Annotated in this window: 15 protein-coding genes; 14 read left to right on the plus strand and 1 reads right to left on the minus strand. The window is 44.5% G+C overall.

Annotated elements, in window-relative coordinates; all coding sequences use genetic code 11:
* Positions 1–29: 29 nt before the first annotated feature.
* On the minus strand, positions 30–611 hold the full coding sequence (locus tag MTR11_RS20740) for a Maf family protein (protein ID WP_005396976.1): 582 nt from the start codon (positions 609–611) through the stop codon (positions 30–32).
* A gap of 149 nt (positions 612–760) precedes the next feature.
* Here MTR11_RS20740 and yceD point away from each other — a divergent pair, with 149 nt between their 5' ends.
* From yceD to ptsG, 14 genes are all read left to right on the plus strand, one after another.
* Positions 761–1,285 carry a 23S rRNA accumulation protein YceD gene (gene yceD / locus MTR11_RS20745; protein ID WP_005396977.1) on the plus strand — a complete coding sequence of 175 codons (525 nt, stop codon included), beginning with the start codon at positions 761–763 and terminating at the stop codon, positions 1,283–1,285.
* Positions 1,286–1,344: 59 nt separating this feature from the next.
* Positions 1,345–1,515 (plus strand): 50S ribosomal protein L32, encoded by a 171-nt coding sequence (gene rpmF / locus MTR11_RS20750; protein WP_005396978.1) that lies wholly within the window; start codon positions 1,345–1,347, stop codon positions 1,513–1,515.
* A 10-nt stretch (positions 1,516–1,525) separates the two neighbouring features.
* Positions 1,526–2,551 (plus strand): phosphate acyltransferase PlsX, encoded by a 1,026-nt coding sequence (gene plsX, locus MTR11_RS20755; RefSeq protein ID WP_012841590.1) that lies wholly within the window; start codon positions 1,526–1,528, stop codon positions 2,549–2,551.
* Between the two features lie 5 nt (positions 2,552–2,556).
* A complete protein-coding gene (locus MTR11_RS20760; protein ID WP_005396980.1) occupies positions 2,557–3,507 on the plus strand; it encodes a beta-ketoacyl-ACP synthase III in 951 nt (316 codons plus the stop codon).
* Positions 3,508–3,582: 75 nt separating this feature from the next.
* The gene (gene fabD, locus MTR11_RS20765) at positions 3,583–4,506 is read left to right on the plus strand and encodes an ACP S-malonyltransferase (protein WP_243328306.1); all 924 of its coding nucleotides are present in this window, start codon (positions 3,583–3,585) and stop codon (positions 4,504–4,506) included.
* A 46-nt stretch (positions 4,507–4,552) separates the two neighbouring features.
* Positions 4,553–5,287: a 3-oxoacyl-ACP reductase FabG gene (fabG, locus tag MTR11_RS20770; protein ID WP_046874492.1), complete on the plus strand. Its 735-nt coding sequence runs from the start codon at positions 4,553–4,555 to the stop codon at positions 5,285–5,287.
* A 246-nt stretch (positions 5,288–5,533) separates the two neighbouring features.
* Positions 5,534–5,767 (plus strand): acyl carrier protein, encoded by a 234-nt coding sequence (gene acpP, locus MTR11_RS20775; RefSeq protein WP_004406112.1) that lies wholly within the window; start codon positions 5,534–5,536, stop codon positions 5,765–5,767.
* Positions 5,768–5,860: 93 nt separating this feature from the next.
* On the plus strand, positions 5,861–7,111 hold the full coding sequence (fabF, locus tag MTR11_RS20780; protein ID WP_005396984.1) for a beta-ketoacyl-ACP synthase II: 1,251 nt from the start codon (positions 5,861–5,863) through the stop codon (positions 7,109–7,111).
* A gap of 107 nt (positions 7,112–7,218) precedes the next feature.
* On the plus strand, positions 7,219–8,034 hold the full coding sequence (gene pabC / locus MTR11_RS20785; RefSeq protein ID WP_243328307.1) for an aminodeoxychorismate lyase: 816 nt from the start codon (positions 7,219–7,221) through the stop codon (positions 8,032–8,034).
* Positions 8,031–9,047, plus strand: coding sequence for an endolytic transglycosylase MltG (gene mltG / locus MTR11_RS20790; RefSeq protein ID WP_243328308.1), 1,017 nt, complete (start codon positions 8,031–8,033; stop codon positions 9,045–9,047). The genes pabC and mltG overlap by 4 nt, the downstream gene beginning before the upstream one ends.
* On the plus strand, positions 9,044–9,676 hold the full coding sequence (gene tmk / locus MTR11_RS20795; RefSeq protein WP_243328309.1) for a dTMP kinase: 633 nt from the start codon (positions 9,044–9,046) through the stop codon (positions 9,674–9,676). The genes mltG and tmk overlap by 4 nt, the downstream gene beginning before the upstream one ends.
* 27 nt (positions 9,677–9,703) lie before the next feature.
* Positions 9,704–10,666 carry a DNA polymerase III subunit delta' gene (locus MTR11_RS20800; protein ID WP_243328310.1) on the plus strand — a complete coding sequence of 321 codons (963 nt, stop codon included), beginning with the start codon at positions 9,704–9,706 and terminating at the stop codon, positions 10,664–10,666.
* Positions 10,657–11,424: a TatD family hydrolase gene (locus MTR11_RS20805; protein WP_243328311.1), complete on the plus strand. Its 768-nt coding sequence runs from the start codon at positions 10,657–10,659 to the stop codon at positions 11,422–11,424. Before MTR11_RS20800 ends, MTR11_RS20805 begins: the two co-directional genes overlap by 10 nt.
* Before the next feature lie 444 nt (positions 11,425–11,868).
* Complete coding sequence (gene ptsG / locus MTR11_RS20810) at positions 11,869–13,299, plus strand: PTS glucose transporter subunit IIBC (RefSeq protein WP_006743155.1); 1,431 nt, start codon at positions 11,869–11,871, stop codon at positions 13,297–13,299.
* Positions 13,300–13,396 lie beyond the last annotated feature (97 nt).

Consider the following 13,396-nt stretch of genomic DNA (forward strand, 5'->3'; position numbering starts at 1 on the left):
GCCTGTGGTTCCCTTTTATAGTATTTGGATCAAAGGACATCGAGTCCTTGAACATGCAACATATCAATCAAATCAATCAATGGTAGTCCGACAAGTGTGTTCGGGTCTTTCCCCACCAATTTGTTAAACAAACAAATTCCCATTCCTTCGCTTTTAAAGCTGCCTGCGCAGTAAAAAGGTTCTTCCCTGTCGACGTAGCGTTCGATTTGTTCAAGCGTCAAATCTCTAAAGTGTACTTCGAAAGAATCAAAGCCGACTTCTGTATGGTTTGTGACGGTGTTATGTACCGCAAGACCGGTATAGAAAGTGATGACTTTTCCACTTTGAGACAAAAGTTGATTTATTGCGTTGTCTCTATTTAAAGGTTTGCCAACGATTTCACCATTAATGACACAAACCTGGTCACTGCCGATAACTAAACTTGCTTTATCCGTCTGGCAAGATGTTGCTTTCTCTTGGGCCAATCTTTGCACCAGTTCAAGAGGCGTTTCCTGGTCAAACGGTGTTTCATCGCAATCAGGTGATAAACAAATGAACGGTAGTGAAAGCTTTTCAAGCAGTTGTTTACGAAAAGGGGAGGTTGAGGCTAAAACCAGTTGGTAATTTTTCATTTTGAATTACAATTCGTGGGAGCATTTCCGATAGGATAATCGATCAAAAATGATTCTGGCTAATGCTCTGTATGTTAAGCGTAAAAAAGTACAACTTTTTTGCCTTTTTCTTTGACTAATTTTGATTTGGAAGATAATATTCGCGCCCTATGCAAAAGGTAAAAATACCGCGAACGGTTGACCCAGCAAAAGCTGCACAGAAACGATTAGATTACGATGGCATCATCCAAGCTAGTCTTTTCAAGCGCTTAGCGGAAACAACTGAAGGCGTAAAACGCGACGCAGAAGTCTCATTGTCATTTGGGATGGATGAACAGCGACTCGTTGTTATCTCTGGTAAAGCTAACATCGAAGTCGATTTAGAGTGTCAGCGTTGTAATGAGGTATTCGCACATGAGTGCGAAGTTGAATTCCTTTCTACTCCTTACTACGGTGAGAAAACGGAACAGGAAGCACCAGAAATTTATGATTTGGTAGATCTAAATGAATATGGTGAATTAGACCTTATACAACTGGTTGAAGACGAGTTCATCTTAGCATTACCTCAAATTGCGATGCACGATGAAGCGGATTGTAGCGTTGATTCAAATAACATGGTTTTTGGTGAGATTCCTGAAGAAATTGAGGAAGAAAAACCGAATCCATTCGACGTTTTGAAAAGTCTGAAAAAGTAATAGGTGTGGTAACCGATTCTTCTTCAGGTTTTTAACCCAATAGTATAGGAGTAGGGTCAATGGCCGTACAGAAAAACCGTAAAACTCGTTCTAAGCGCGGTATGCGTCGTTCACACGATGCGCTAACTACAGCTGCTCTATCTGTAGACGCGACTTCTGGTGAAACTCACCTACGCCACAACGTAACTGCTGAAGGTTACTACCGTGGTCAAAAGGTTATCAACAAGTAAGGTTGAACCTTTGCAAAGTATTACCGTTGCACTTGATGCAATGGGCGGGGATTTCGGTCCACGCGTAACAGTGCCTGCCGCCGTGCAGGCACTGTCTCATTTCCCAGAGCTAAAAGTGATTCTTATAGGTGATCAATCTCTGATCACGTCTCAATTATCTCAACTCGGTACCTCGACCAGTTCCCGCTTGACTATTCTTCATAGTGAGAAAGTTATCTCGAACTCAGAAAAACCTTCATTGGCACTACGTAATAGCCAAAATAGTTCCATGCGTATGGCTATCGATTTGGTTTCTGAGCAGAAGGCGGATGCTTGTGTTAGTGGTGGCAACACCGGTGCATTAATGGCACTATCGCGTTTCATTCTTAAGTTACTTCCTGGTATTGAACGTCCTGCTTTAGTTTCAGCTTTACCGACGATTACTGGAAAGCGTACTTGGATGCTAGATCTAGGTGCGAATGTATCGTGCGATGCTGATAGTTTGTTCCAATTTGCTGTAATGGGCAGTGCACTAGCAGAAGAACACTTAGGTTGTCCTCCTCGCGTTGCTGTACTCAATATTGGCGCAGAAGAGATTAAAGGTAACGATTTAGTCAAACGTTGCGCAGAAATGCTTTCTCAGACCGACGCGATTAACTTTGTTGGTTATATTGAAGGTAATCAAATTTTGCATGATGTTGCAGACGTCATTGTATGTGATGGGTTTGTCGGCAACGTATGCTTAAAAGCCAGTGAGGGAACAGCTCAACTTTTTATCGAAAAAATTAAAACCAGTATGATGGCGTCAACGATAAAGGGTTGGATTGCTAGAAAGTTGTTTTCTCGGCTATTTAATGAACTAAAAACACTGAACCCCGACCAGTATAACGGCGCAAGTTTGCTAGGATTGCGCGGCATTGTCATAAAAAGCCATGGAAGTGCGGATGTATCTGCGATTGTCAATGCACTTGGCGAGGCAGTACACGAGGTCAAACGACAAGTACCAAGCCGTATTAGCGATCGTTTGGAAGCGGTTTTACTCGAGAGGCATTATTAGTCTTCATGTATAGCAAAATTTTAGGTACTGGCAGCTACCTGCCATCTCAGGTGCGTACAAACGCAGATCTAGAGAAAATGGTAGATACAAGTGATGAGTGGATCGTTGCTCGCACGGGTATTAAAGAGCGTCGAATTGCTGCAGAAAATGAGACTGTAGCGGACATGGCATTCTACGCAGCTGAAAACGCTATCGATATGGCGGGTATTGATAAAAACGATATCGACCTGATTATCGTAGCCACAACGAGCAGTAGCCATACTTTCCCTTCATCTGCGTGTCAGGTGCAGGCAAAGCTTGGCATTAAAGGTTGTCCAGCTTTTGACTTAGCCGCTGCTTGTTCTGGTTTTGTGTACGCATTATCCGTTGCAGACCAACATATTAAATCGGGTATGTGTAAAAACGTACTTGTTATTGGTTCAGATGCTTTGTCTAAAACGTGTGATCCGACAGACCGTTCAACCATTATCCTATTTGGTGATGGTGCTGGAGCCGTTGTCGTAGGCGCTAGCCAAGAGCCAGGTATTATTTCTACCCACATATACTCGGATGGTCAATTCGGTGAGCTACTAAGCCTACCTGTACCTGAGCGTGGTCAAGATGCTGACAAATGGCTTCATATGGCAGGTAACGAAGTATTCAAAGTCGCTGTCACTCAGTTATCGAAACTAGTAAAAGATACGCTTGAAGCCAACAACATGCATAAGTCTGAACTAGACTGGCTAGTACCGCATCAAGCGAACTATCGAATTATTTCGGCAACAGCGAAAAAGCTTTCAATGTCTTTAGACCAAGTCGTAGTGACATTAGACCGACACGGGAACACTTCTGCGGCGACAGTACCGTCTGCGCTGGATGAAGCTGTGCGCGATGGTCGCATTAAACGCGGGCAGACTTTATTGCTAGAGGCGTTTGGTGGCGGTTTCACTTGGGGCTCTGCTCTGGTGAAGTTCTAAGTTTCACGAGAATTCAAAATTTAAGGTGCACTTGGTGCATCTTATTTCTTTTTACTTTGCTTAAAGGAAAACAACATGAGCAAGTTTGCTATCGTATTTCCAGGTCAAGGTTCTCAAGCTGTAGGTATGCTTGCAGAACTAGGCGAACAATATGACGTAGTAAAACAAACATTTGCAGAAGCATCTGACGCACTAGGTTACGATCTATGGGCGCTTGTTCAAAATGGACCTGCAGAAGATTTAAACGAGACTTTCCGCACTCAACCAGCTTTGCTAGCTTCATCTGTTGCAATCTGGCGTGTATGGCAGGAGCTCGGTTTAGAGCAACCAGCAAACCTAGCCGGTCACAGCCTAGGTGAGTATTCAGCACTTGTATGTGCGGGTGTGATTGACTTTAAAGAAGCAATCAAGCTGGTTGAATTACGCGGTAAGCTAATGCAAGAGGCGGTACCAGCAGGTACTGGCGCTATGTACGCGATTATCGGTTTGGTTGATGATGCGATTGCAAAAGCGTGTGAAGACGCAGCGCAAGGTGAAGTGGTCTCTCCAGTAAACTTTAACTCGCCTGGTCAGGTAGTTATCGCGGGTAGCAAAGATGCAGTAGAGCGTGCGGGAGCACTATGTAAAGAAGCTGGTGCGAAACGTGCGCTTCCTCTTCCTGTTTCAGTGCCATCACACTGTGCGCTTATGAAGCCAGCAGCGGAAAAACTTGCAGTAGCTCTTGAGTCTATCGAATTTAACTCACCACAGCTTCCAGTTATCAACAACGTTGATGTGGTCGCTGAGACAGATCCTGCAAAAATCAAAGATGCGCTTGTTCGTCAGCTACATAGCCCAGTTCGCTGGACTGAAACAGTCGAGCTTATGCACGAGCAAGGGGTAGAACAGCTTCTTGAGCTTGGTCCTGGTAAGGTTTTAACAGGTCTAACAAAACGTATCGTGAAAACGCTAACTGCAGCAGCAGTGAATGATGTTGCGTCGCTAGACGCGGCGAAGTAATCCATCAAGCGATAAAACTTGCGATAAGAAAAGGAAACACAACATGATGAATCTAGAAGGTAAGATCGCGCTAGTTACCGGCGCAAGCCGTGGTATTGGCCGCGCGATCGCGGAACTTCTTGTAGAGCGCGGTGCGACGGTTATCGGTACGGCTACTTCTGAAAATGGAGCGGCTGCTATCAGCGAGTATCTTGGTGATAACGGTAAAGGTCTAGCTCTTAACGTGACCGATGTCGAGTCTATCGAAGCGACACTAAAAACGATCAACGAAGAATTTGGTGTGATCGATATTCTGGTGAATAACGCTGGTATTACTCGTGACAACCTATTGATGCGTATGAAAGATGATGAGTGGAACGACATCATCGATACCAACCTAACGCCTATCTACCGCATGTCTAAAGCGGTTTTACGCGGCATGATGAAAAAACGTGCGGGTCGTATCATCAACGTAGGCTCGGTTGTTGGTACCATGGGTAACGCAGGTCAAACTAACTACGCAGCAGCGAAAGCGGGCGTGATTGGTTTTACTAAATCAATGGCTCGTGAAGTTGCGTCTCGTGGTGTAACAGTGAACACTGTTGCCCCTGGTTTCATCGAAACTGACATGACAAAGGCACTAAATGATGAGCAACGTGCGGCAACGTTGTCGAACGTGCCAGCTGGTCGTTTAGGTGACCCACGTGAAATTGCATCAGCAGTAGTTTTCCTTGCTTCTCCTGAAGCAGCGTACATTACTGGTGAAACTTTGCATGTAAATGGTGGCATGTACATGGTTTAATGAGACAGTTTGTGCAAAATAAGCTATTTTACATTGTGAAAAATAGCCTATAGTTGCAGTTAACTGTCATGAACTTGTCATGCTTATGCGCAAGATTTGTGCATGATTTAAGTCAAAAATGTATTGAAATTCGGTTAAATTCGCTAATTTTGTGGTTTGACCAGCAAGGACCCCCTTGCAACTTTCAATAGTTCGAATAAACTACGGAATCATCGCATTAGGCGAAATCTGTAAAGGAAAAGAAAAATGAGCAACATCGAAGAACGCGTAAAGAAAATCATTGTTGAACAGCTAGGTGTAGACGAAGCAGAAGTTAAAAACGAAGCTTCTTTCGTTGACGATCTAGGTGCTGATTCTCTAGACACTGTAGAACTAGTTATGGCTCTAGAAGAGGAATTCGACACTGAGATTCCTGACGAAGAAGCTGAGAAGATCACTACTGTTCAAGCTGCAATCGACTACGTAAACAGCGCTCAGTAATTAGCTCTCCCAGGCGGTCTCCTAGACCGCCTGTGTTCTTTCTAACTTCTTCTATCCTCTCATAGAAATATTCAATTCCCGGAGAATTATATCGTGTCCAAGCGTCGTGTAGTTGTCACTGGCATGGGTATGTTGTCACCGGTAGGCAACACAGTAGAATCATCTTGGAAAGCCCTGCTAGAAGGTCAAAGTGGTATCGTGAATATCGAGCACTTTGATGCTACGAACTTCTCAACTCGTTTTGCAGGTCTTGTTAAAGATTTCGATTGCACAGAGTACATGTCTAAAAAAGATGCTCGTAAGATGGATCTTTTCATCCAGTACGGCATTGCAGCGGGTATTCAAGCTCTTGATAACTCTGGCTTACAAATTACCGAAGAAAATGCGGCTCGAGTTGGTGTTGCTATCGGCTCAGGCATTGGCGGTCTAGATCTGATTGAAACAGGTCACACTGCATTAGTAGAAAAAGGCCCTCGCAAAGTTAGCCCATTTTTTGTTCCTTCGACCATCGTAAATATGGTTGCAGGTAACCTATCTATCATGCGTGGTCTTCGTGGTCCAAATATCGCGATTTCTACAGCATGTACTACTGGCCTACATAACATCGGTCATGCTGCACGAATGATTGCGTACGGCGATGCAGATGCGATGGTTGCTGGTGGCGCAGAAAAAGCGTCTACGCCTCTTGGCATGGCTGGCTTCGGTGCAGCTAAAGCGCTATCTACTCGTAATGACGAACCTCAAAAAGCGTCTCGTCCATGGGATAAAGGCCGTGATGGCTTCGTTCTAGGCGATGGTGCTGGCATGATGGTGCTTGAAGAGTACGAACACGCGAAAGCACGTGGCGCGAAGATTTACGCAGAACTGGTTGGTTTTGGTATGTCTGGTGATGCTTACCACATGACTTCTCCAAGCGAAGATGGCTCGGGTGGTGCACTTGCGATGGAAGCGGCAATGCGTGACGCCAACATCACAGGCACCCAAGTAGGTTATGTGAATGCTCACGGTACATCTACTCCTGCTGGCGACGTTGCAGAAATCAAGGGCGTGAAACGTGCTCTTGGTGAAGAAGGTGCGAAGCAAGTACTTGTATCATCAACTAAGTCTATGACTGGTCACCTATTAGGTGCAGCAGGCTCTGTTGAAGCAATTATCACGGTTATGTCTTTGGTTGACCAAATCGTTCCACCAACGATTAACCTTGATGATCCAGAAGAAGGTCTAGACATCGACCTTGTGCCGCACACTGCGCGCAAAGTTGAAGGTATGGAATACGCTATCTGTAACTCGTTTGGCTTTGGTGGTACAAACGGTTCTTTGATCTTCAAAAAGTTCGCTGAGTAACACTATCTAACCTTATTTAGATAAGCGAAACTTGTATTCTAACGGCTCGATGCTTAGCATTGAGCCGTTTTGTTTTATTTGTTGTCTGCTAATTTGAAGGTACGCGAATGTTTTGGGTAAATGGAGTTCCACAAACGCATGTAGAACTGGGTGATCGCTCATTCCAATACGGTGATGGAGGTTTTACCACCATCCTGACCCAAAACGGAGAGTTGGTTTACTGGCAAGAACACATTGAGCGTATGAAGTCCTGCCTTGACGTATTGAAGATCTCTTCCCCTGACTGGCAAGTTGTGCGTGATTGGGCAAGCAAAGCGGCTTTATCTGATGCACAAGCTGGGGTGAAAATTCACGTTAGCCGTGGTATTGGTGGGCGAGGGTATAGTCCTAATGGGATTGAAGGGCCTATCGTGACTATCTCCAATTTTGCGTTTCCTTCTCATTACTCTTCTTGGCAAGAAAAAGGCGTGGATTTGGGCGTTTGTGAGACTCGTCTCGGGATTCAACCTTTACTCGCTGGACACAAGCACAACAACCGTTTAGAGCAGATTCTCGCCAAGGCTGAAATCGACGATACCGAGTTTGCAGATGCAATAACGTTAAATGTGCAAAACCATGTCATTGAAACTACAATGGCCAACCTTTTTTGGGTTAAACGTAATAAAGTATTTACACCGGAGCTGACCTTATCTGGCGTTGCGGGTGTAATGCGTCGTAAGGTGCTCGAGCTACTAAAAGTAAGTCATATTGAAGTCATCGAGGGGCGTTTTATACTTTCAGATTTGCAGAGCGCAGACGAGGCTTTCATGTGTAACTCAATATTAGGTGTCGCACCAATTCGCAGCATAGTGGCATCTAACTCTAAGACTATATTTCCGATAGGAAAATTGACTCAACGACTGCAAGGGAATTTAACTACGTGATTAAAAAACTGTTGGCTTTTGTTGTGCTGATCGCAGTGATAGGCGCAGCAGCTGTTTTTTATATAATTTCACAGGCTAAACAATACGTTGAAAAGCCTATTCTATTGGAACAACCTCAGCTGTTTACTGTAGAAAGTGGTACAAGCTTTCATCATGTCATGCGTGCCTTAGTTGAAGATGAGGTAATTGAAACGTCGGAGTACATCCGTTTAATACCTCACTTATATCCAGAACTGTTGCAAGTGCGAGCGGGTACTTATCAACTAGAGCCTGGTATGTCGCTTTCGCAAGCATTGGAGCACCTGAATGCCGGAAAAGAATACCAGTTTGCGATCACTTTTGTTGAAGGCAGCCGCTTTTCTGAGTGGGTAGAGCAATTGAAAAGTGCTCCTTATTTAGAGCATGACTTATCCGATCTCTCAGAAAAAGACATGGCAGCAAAGTTGGGTATTGAGCGAGAAAAGCTGGAAGGACTGTTTTTAGCAGAAACCTACCATTACACGGCGGGTGCAAGTGAAAGCCAGTTATTAAAACGAGCGCATCGAAAACTCAATAAAATACTGGATGCTAACTGGGAAGCTCGTCAAGAAAAGCTGCCATTGCAAGACAAATATGAAGCCTTGATTCTGGCGTCTATCATCGAGAAAGAGACGGCCATTGACTCTGAGCGTGAGCGCGTCGCTTCTGTGTTTATCAACCGATTGAACAAACGCATGCGTTTACAAACGGATCCGACGGTTATTTATGGTATGGGTGATGCTTACGACGGAAATATTCGTAAGAAAGATTTGCGCACGCCGACACCATATAACACCTATACCATCAATGGCTTACCTCCAACCCCAATCGCGATGGCAGGTGAAGCCTCTATTGAAGCGGCTTTGAATCCAGAAAGCAGCAACTATTTATATTTCGTAGCAAGTGGAAAGGGCGGACACGTATTTTCGAAATCCCTTGCAGAGCACAATCGTGCTGTTCGAGCCTATTTAAGAGAACTAAGAAAGAACAAATGATGAAAGCAAACTTTATTGTCGTTGAAGGCCTAGAAGGCGCGGGTAAAAGCACTGCGATTAAAACCGTTTTAGATACGCTAAAAGCGGCAGGTATTGAAAATATCGTAAATACTCGTGAGCCAGGAGGCACGCCGCTAGCAGAAAAGATGCGCGCTCTGGTGAAAGAAGAGCATGAAGGCGAAGAACTTAAAGACATGACGGAGTTGCTTCTTCTATATGCTGCACGTGTCCAGTTGGTTGAGAACGTGATCAAACCAGCTTTGGCGAACGGTCAGTGGGTGGTGGGTGACCGCCACGATATGTCGTCGCAGGCTTATCAAGGTGGTGGCCGTCAGATTGACGCGTCGCTAATGAAAAACCTTCGAGACACAACGCTTGGTGATTTTAAACCTGCTTTCACTCTCTATATGGATATCGACCCTCGCGTTGGGCTTGAGCGTGCGCGTGGGCGTGGTGAGCTCGATCGTATCGAGAAGATGGATATCAGCTTCTTTGAACGTACACGAGAGCGTTATTTGGAGATTGCTCATGCTGATCCTTCTGTCATTATCATTAACGCTGAGCAGGCGATCGAAGACGTGTCGCGTGATATTCGGGACGCTCTTAACGAGTGGTTAGTTCGTCAATAATAAGTGAAACTTAAATTTAGGTGACTCATGTTAAATGATTATCCATGGTTGCAGCCAGTATGGGATAAGCTCAAAGTAGGGCTAGAGTCGGACAGAATACCAGGTGCGCTTTTATTGCAAAGCGAGCAAGGCTTAGGCATCGAAAAACTTATCGAGTTTTTTAGCCAAGCACTTCTTTGCCAAAATTACGCCAGTGAAGCGTGCGGTTTTTGTCATAGCTGTCAATTAAATCAATCACACAACCACCCAGATTTACACTGGATCAAACCAGAAAAAGAAGGAAAAGCGATAACGGTGGACCAAGTTCGAGCTTGCAACCGTCTTGCTCAGGAATCATCACAGCTTAATGGTTATCGCCTATTTGTTATAGAGCCAGCGGACTCTATGAATGAATCGGCATCGAATGCATTGTTAAAAACGCTAGAAGAGCCTGGGGCAAAGTGCTTGTTTTTGCTCGTTACCCACAATCAGGAGCGCCTGCTTCCAACGATTCGTAGCCGTTGCCAACACTGGGTTGTTGCGCCGCCGTCAACGGAACAAGCGATGCAATGGATGCGCGAACAAGGGGCGCAGCAAGTTCCTGCTTACGCCTTAAAACTGAATATGGGCTCTCCGATAAAAACATTGGATGCGTTAAATAATGGCGATCTCGATGCTTACGTGGCTTTTGAGCGCACTTTTATTAAGGCGATGTCTTCTCCTGCCTCAGACATTTCTGAGTGCGCTTCTTTAATGGCTAAACACTCGGAGCAATCACTAGACTGGGCGTGGTATTTACTGACAGACGCTCAGAAAGCGCAGTTTGGTGTATCAGAAGCACAAATGCTTCCTGGCGCTATAAAGTTTCAGCCTAACAACTACAACGGTTTGTACTCATCAGCGAAGGCGCTGATGGACCTCAAAGCTCAGGTGCAAGCCTTTCCTGGTCTAAACCTTGAGCTACTATCAATGAACTGGTTAATTGAATCACGAGAGGCATTATGTTCGTAGATTCTCATTGTCATTTAGACAAATTGAATTACGACGATCTCCACATCAATGTGGAAGACGTTATTAACAAAGCTAAACAAGCAAAGGTAACCGAGCTGCTTTCTGTGGGAGTTACGCTGGATTCTTTCCCTAAAATGATGGAAATGATTGAGCCTTATGAGAATGTTTATGCTTCGTGCGGTGTACACCCACTTGATGTTGAAAGCGACTTTTCGATGGACGTGCTACGTCACCACGCATCGAATGAAAAAGTCGTTGCCATTGGTGAAACAGGCTTGGATTATCATTATAAGCCAGAAACGGCAGCGTTACAGAAAGAGCGTTTTGAGCAACACGTTGATCTTGCGGTGGAGCTTAACAAACCTTTAATTATCCATACCAGAAACGCACGTGCGGATACTCTAGATATTTTGCGTAAGGGTGGGGCGGAGAAATGTGGTGGTGTTATCCACTGTTTTACAGAAGATCTTCCATTTGCTGAAGCTGCACTTGAGCTGGGGTTTTATATTTCTATCTCGGGGATTGTCACTTTCCGTCAAGCTACAGAGTTGAAAGAAGTGGTGAAGACTCTACCTCTAGAGAAGCTTCTCATTGAGACAGATTCTCCTTACTTGGCTCCAGTCCCTCACCGAGGTAAAGAGAATCAACCTGCTTATGCTGTCGAGGTGGCTTCTTATATTGCGCAACTCAAATCGTGCTCTCTTTCTGAAGTGGCACAAAAAACCACCGAAAATTTCCGAAATCTTTTTTTGCGATGAAAAATCAATAAGAGCATAAAAAAGGAGCGTATGCTCCTTTTTTGTTGATAAAAACAACAGATATACTCATGAGTTTAATGTTTACTAAAAATGTTGATTTAATAACATTCAAAAATCACAAATGTAATTTTGTTACTAAAAATAACATTGGAGCGTATTTTATTTACGCCTTAAAATTAATTATATAAATAATAAACTCTTTATAAAACAGTAATATAACTACAATGCAAACCTTTTCATCAGCTGTTTTTGGGTGTGATCCAAGACTTGTTTTGAAACTAAATTTCGTAACTGTGTGGAAAGTTTGAGGGTCATCAATATATATTTAGAGCCGGAAAATATAATGCAGTTGTGGTTACATTTTCATTGGGTGCTAACCTTTAGGCTACGGGGGTGTGCCGTTAGTGCCCAAATAATACTTATAAATTTATCAGGAGCATAAACATGTTTAAGAACCTTTTTGCTAACCTGCAAAAAGTTGGTAAGGCGCTGATGCTTCCAGTATCAGTTTTACCAGTTGCAGGTATTTTATTAGGTGTGGGTGCTGCCCATCTAAGCTTTATTCCAGAGATCGTTTCTAATCTTATGGAACAAGCTGGTGGTTCAGTATTCGGCCAAATGGCACTTCTATTTGCAGTAGGTGTAGCTCTAGGCTTCACTAATAACGACGGTGTTGCTGGTCTTGCAGCAATCGTTGGTTACGGCATCATGACGGCAACGCTAGGTGTAATGGCGGGTGTTATGGGTGTTGAGAAAATCGATACAGGTGTACTAGGTGGTATCCTTGTCGGTGGTGTGGCTGCTTGGGCATTCAACCGTTTCTTCAAAATTCAACTTCCAGAGTATCTTGGCTTCTTCGCTGGTAAGCGTGCAGTGCCTATCATCACTGGTTTTGCAGCGATCATCCTTGGTGTTATCCTTTCTGTAATTTGGCCACCAATTGGCGGTGCAATCTCTGCATTCTCTGATTGGGCTGCGCACCAAAACCCACAACTAGCATTCGGTATCTACGGTGTTGTAGAGCGTTCTCTAATCCCATTCGGCCTACACCACGTATGGAACGTACCGTTCTTCTTCGAAGCTGGTTCTTGTGTTAACGCTGCTGGTGAAGCTCAAAACGGCGTACTAACTTGTTACCTAGTTGCTGATGAAGCATCTCGTGCTGCTGGTAATGGCTTCGGTCAGCTAGCGGGTGGTTACATGTTCAAGATGTTTGGTCTACCAGCTGCAGCAATCGCAATTGCTCACTGTGCTAAACCAGAAAACCGCGCAAAAGTAATGGGTATCATGGCGTCAGCTGCACTGACTTCATTCCTAACTGGTATTACTGAGCCTATCGAATTCTCGTTCCTATTCGTTGCTCCACTACTATACGGTATCCACGCTCTACTAGCTGGTTCTGCATACATTGTTTCTAACACTCTAGGCTTTGTACACGGTACTTCTTTCTCTCACGGTCTGATCGACTTCCTAGTTCTATCTGGTAACGCTCAGAAGATGGGTCTAATGATTGCTGTTGGTCTAGTATACGCAGTGATTTACTACGTAGTGTTCCGTGGCGTAATCACAGCACTTGACCTAAAAACTCCTGGTCGTGAAGATGAAACAGAAAGTGCGGCAGCAACTTCTGGCTCTGACATGGGTGGTGAACTGGTTGCAGCGTTCGGTGGTAAAGCTAACATTACTGGTCTAGACGCATGTATCACTCGCCTACGTGTCGCGGTTGCAGATACAGCAGCTGTAGACCAAGACAAACTGAAACAACTTGGCGCTGCTGGTGTTGTAGTTGTTGCAGGTGGTGTACAGGCTATCTTCGGTACTAAGTCTGACAACCTAAAAACTGAAATGGATGAGTGGATCCGTAACCACGGCTAATCACCGTCATTCATAACAATGAATAAAAGGAGGCTTCGGCCTCCTTTTTTAGTTCCTCTCTCATTGCTAAAAGTGCTTTCTGAGTGTGATCCTAAAC

Origin of the sequence: Vibrio sp. CCB-PB317, assembly GCF_022808245.1 — a bacterium.
Classification (GTDB): domain Bacteria; phylum Pseudomonadota; class Gammaproteobacteria; order Enterobacterales; family Vibrionaceae; genus Vibrio; species Vibrio diabolicus.

Excerpts from the sequence above, each read along its gene's own strand:
- MTR11_RS20740 (WP_005396976.1), bottom strand. The coding sequence starts at position 611 with ATGAAAAATTACCAACTGGTTTTAGCCTCAACCTCCCCTTTTCGTAAA.
- yceD (WP_005396977.1), top strand. The coding sequence starts at position 761 with ATGCAAAAGGTAAAAATACCGCGAACGGTTGACCCAGCAAAAGCTGCA.
- rpmF (WP_005396978.1), top strand. The coding sequence starts at position 1,345 with ATGGCCGTACAGAAAAACCGTAAAACTCGTTCTAAGCGCGGTATGCGT.
- MTR11_RS20760 (WP_005396980.1), top strand. The coding sequence starts at position 2,557 with ATGTATAGCAAAATTTTAGGTACTGGCAGCTACCTGCCATCTCAGGTG.
- fabD (WP_243328306.1), top strand. The coding sequence starts at position 3,583 with ATGAGCAAGTTTGCTATCGTATTTCCAGGTCAAGGTTCTCAAGCTGTA.
- fabG (WP_046874492.1), top strand. The coding sequence starts at position 4,553 with ATGAATCTAGAAGGTAAGATCGCGCTAGTTACCGGCGCAAGCCGTGGT.
- acpP (WP_004406112.1), top strand. The coding sequence starts at position 5,534 with ATGAGCAACATCGAAGAACGCGTAAAGAAAATCATTGTTGAACAGCTA.
- pabC (WP_243328307.1), top strand. The coding sequence starts at position 7,219 with ATGTTTTGGGTAAATGGAGTTCCACAAACGCATGTAGAACTGGGTGAT.
- tmk (WP_243328309.1), top strand. The coding sequence starts at position 9,044 with ATGATGAAAGCAAACTTTATTGTCGTTGAAGGCCTAGAAGGCGCGGGT.
- MTR11_RS20800 (WP_243328310.1), top strand. The coding sequence starts at position 9,704 with ATGTTAAATGATTATCCATGGTTGCAGCCAGTATGGGATAAGCTCAAA.
- MTR11_RS20805 (WP_243328311.1), top strand. The coding sequence starts at position 10,657 with ATGTTCGTAGATTCTCATTGTCATTTAGACAAATTGAATTACGACGAT.
- ptsG (WP_006743155.1), top strand. The coding sequence starts at position 11,869 with ATGTTTAAGAACCTTTTTGCTAACCTGCAAAAAGTTGGTAAGGCGCTG.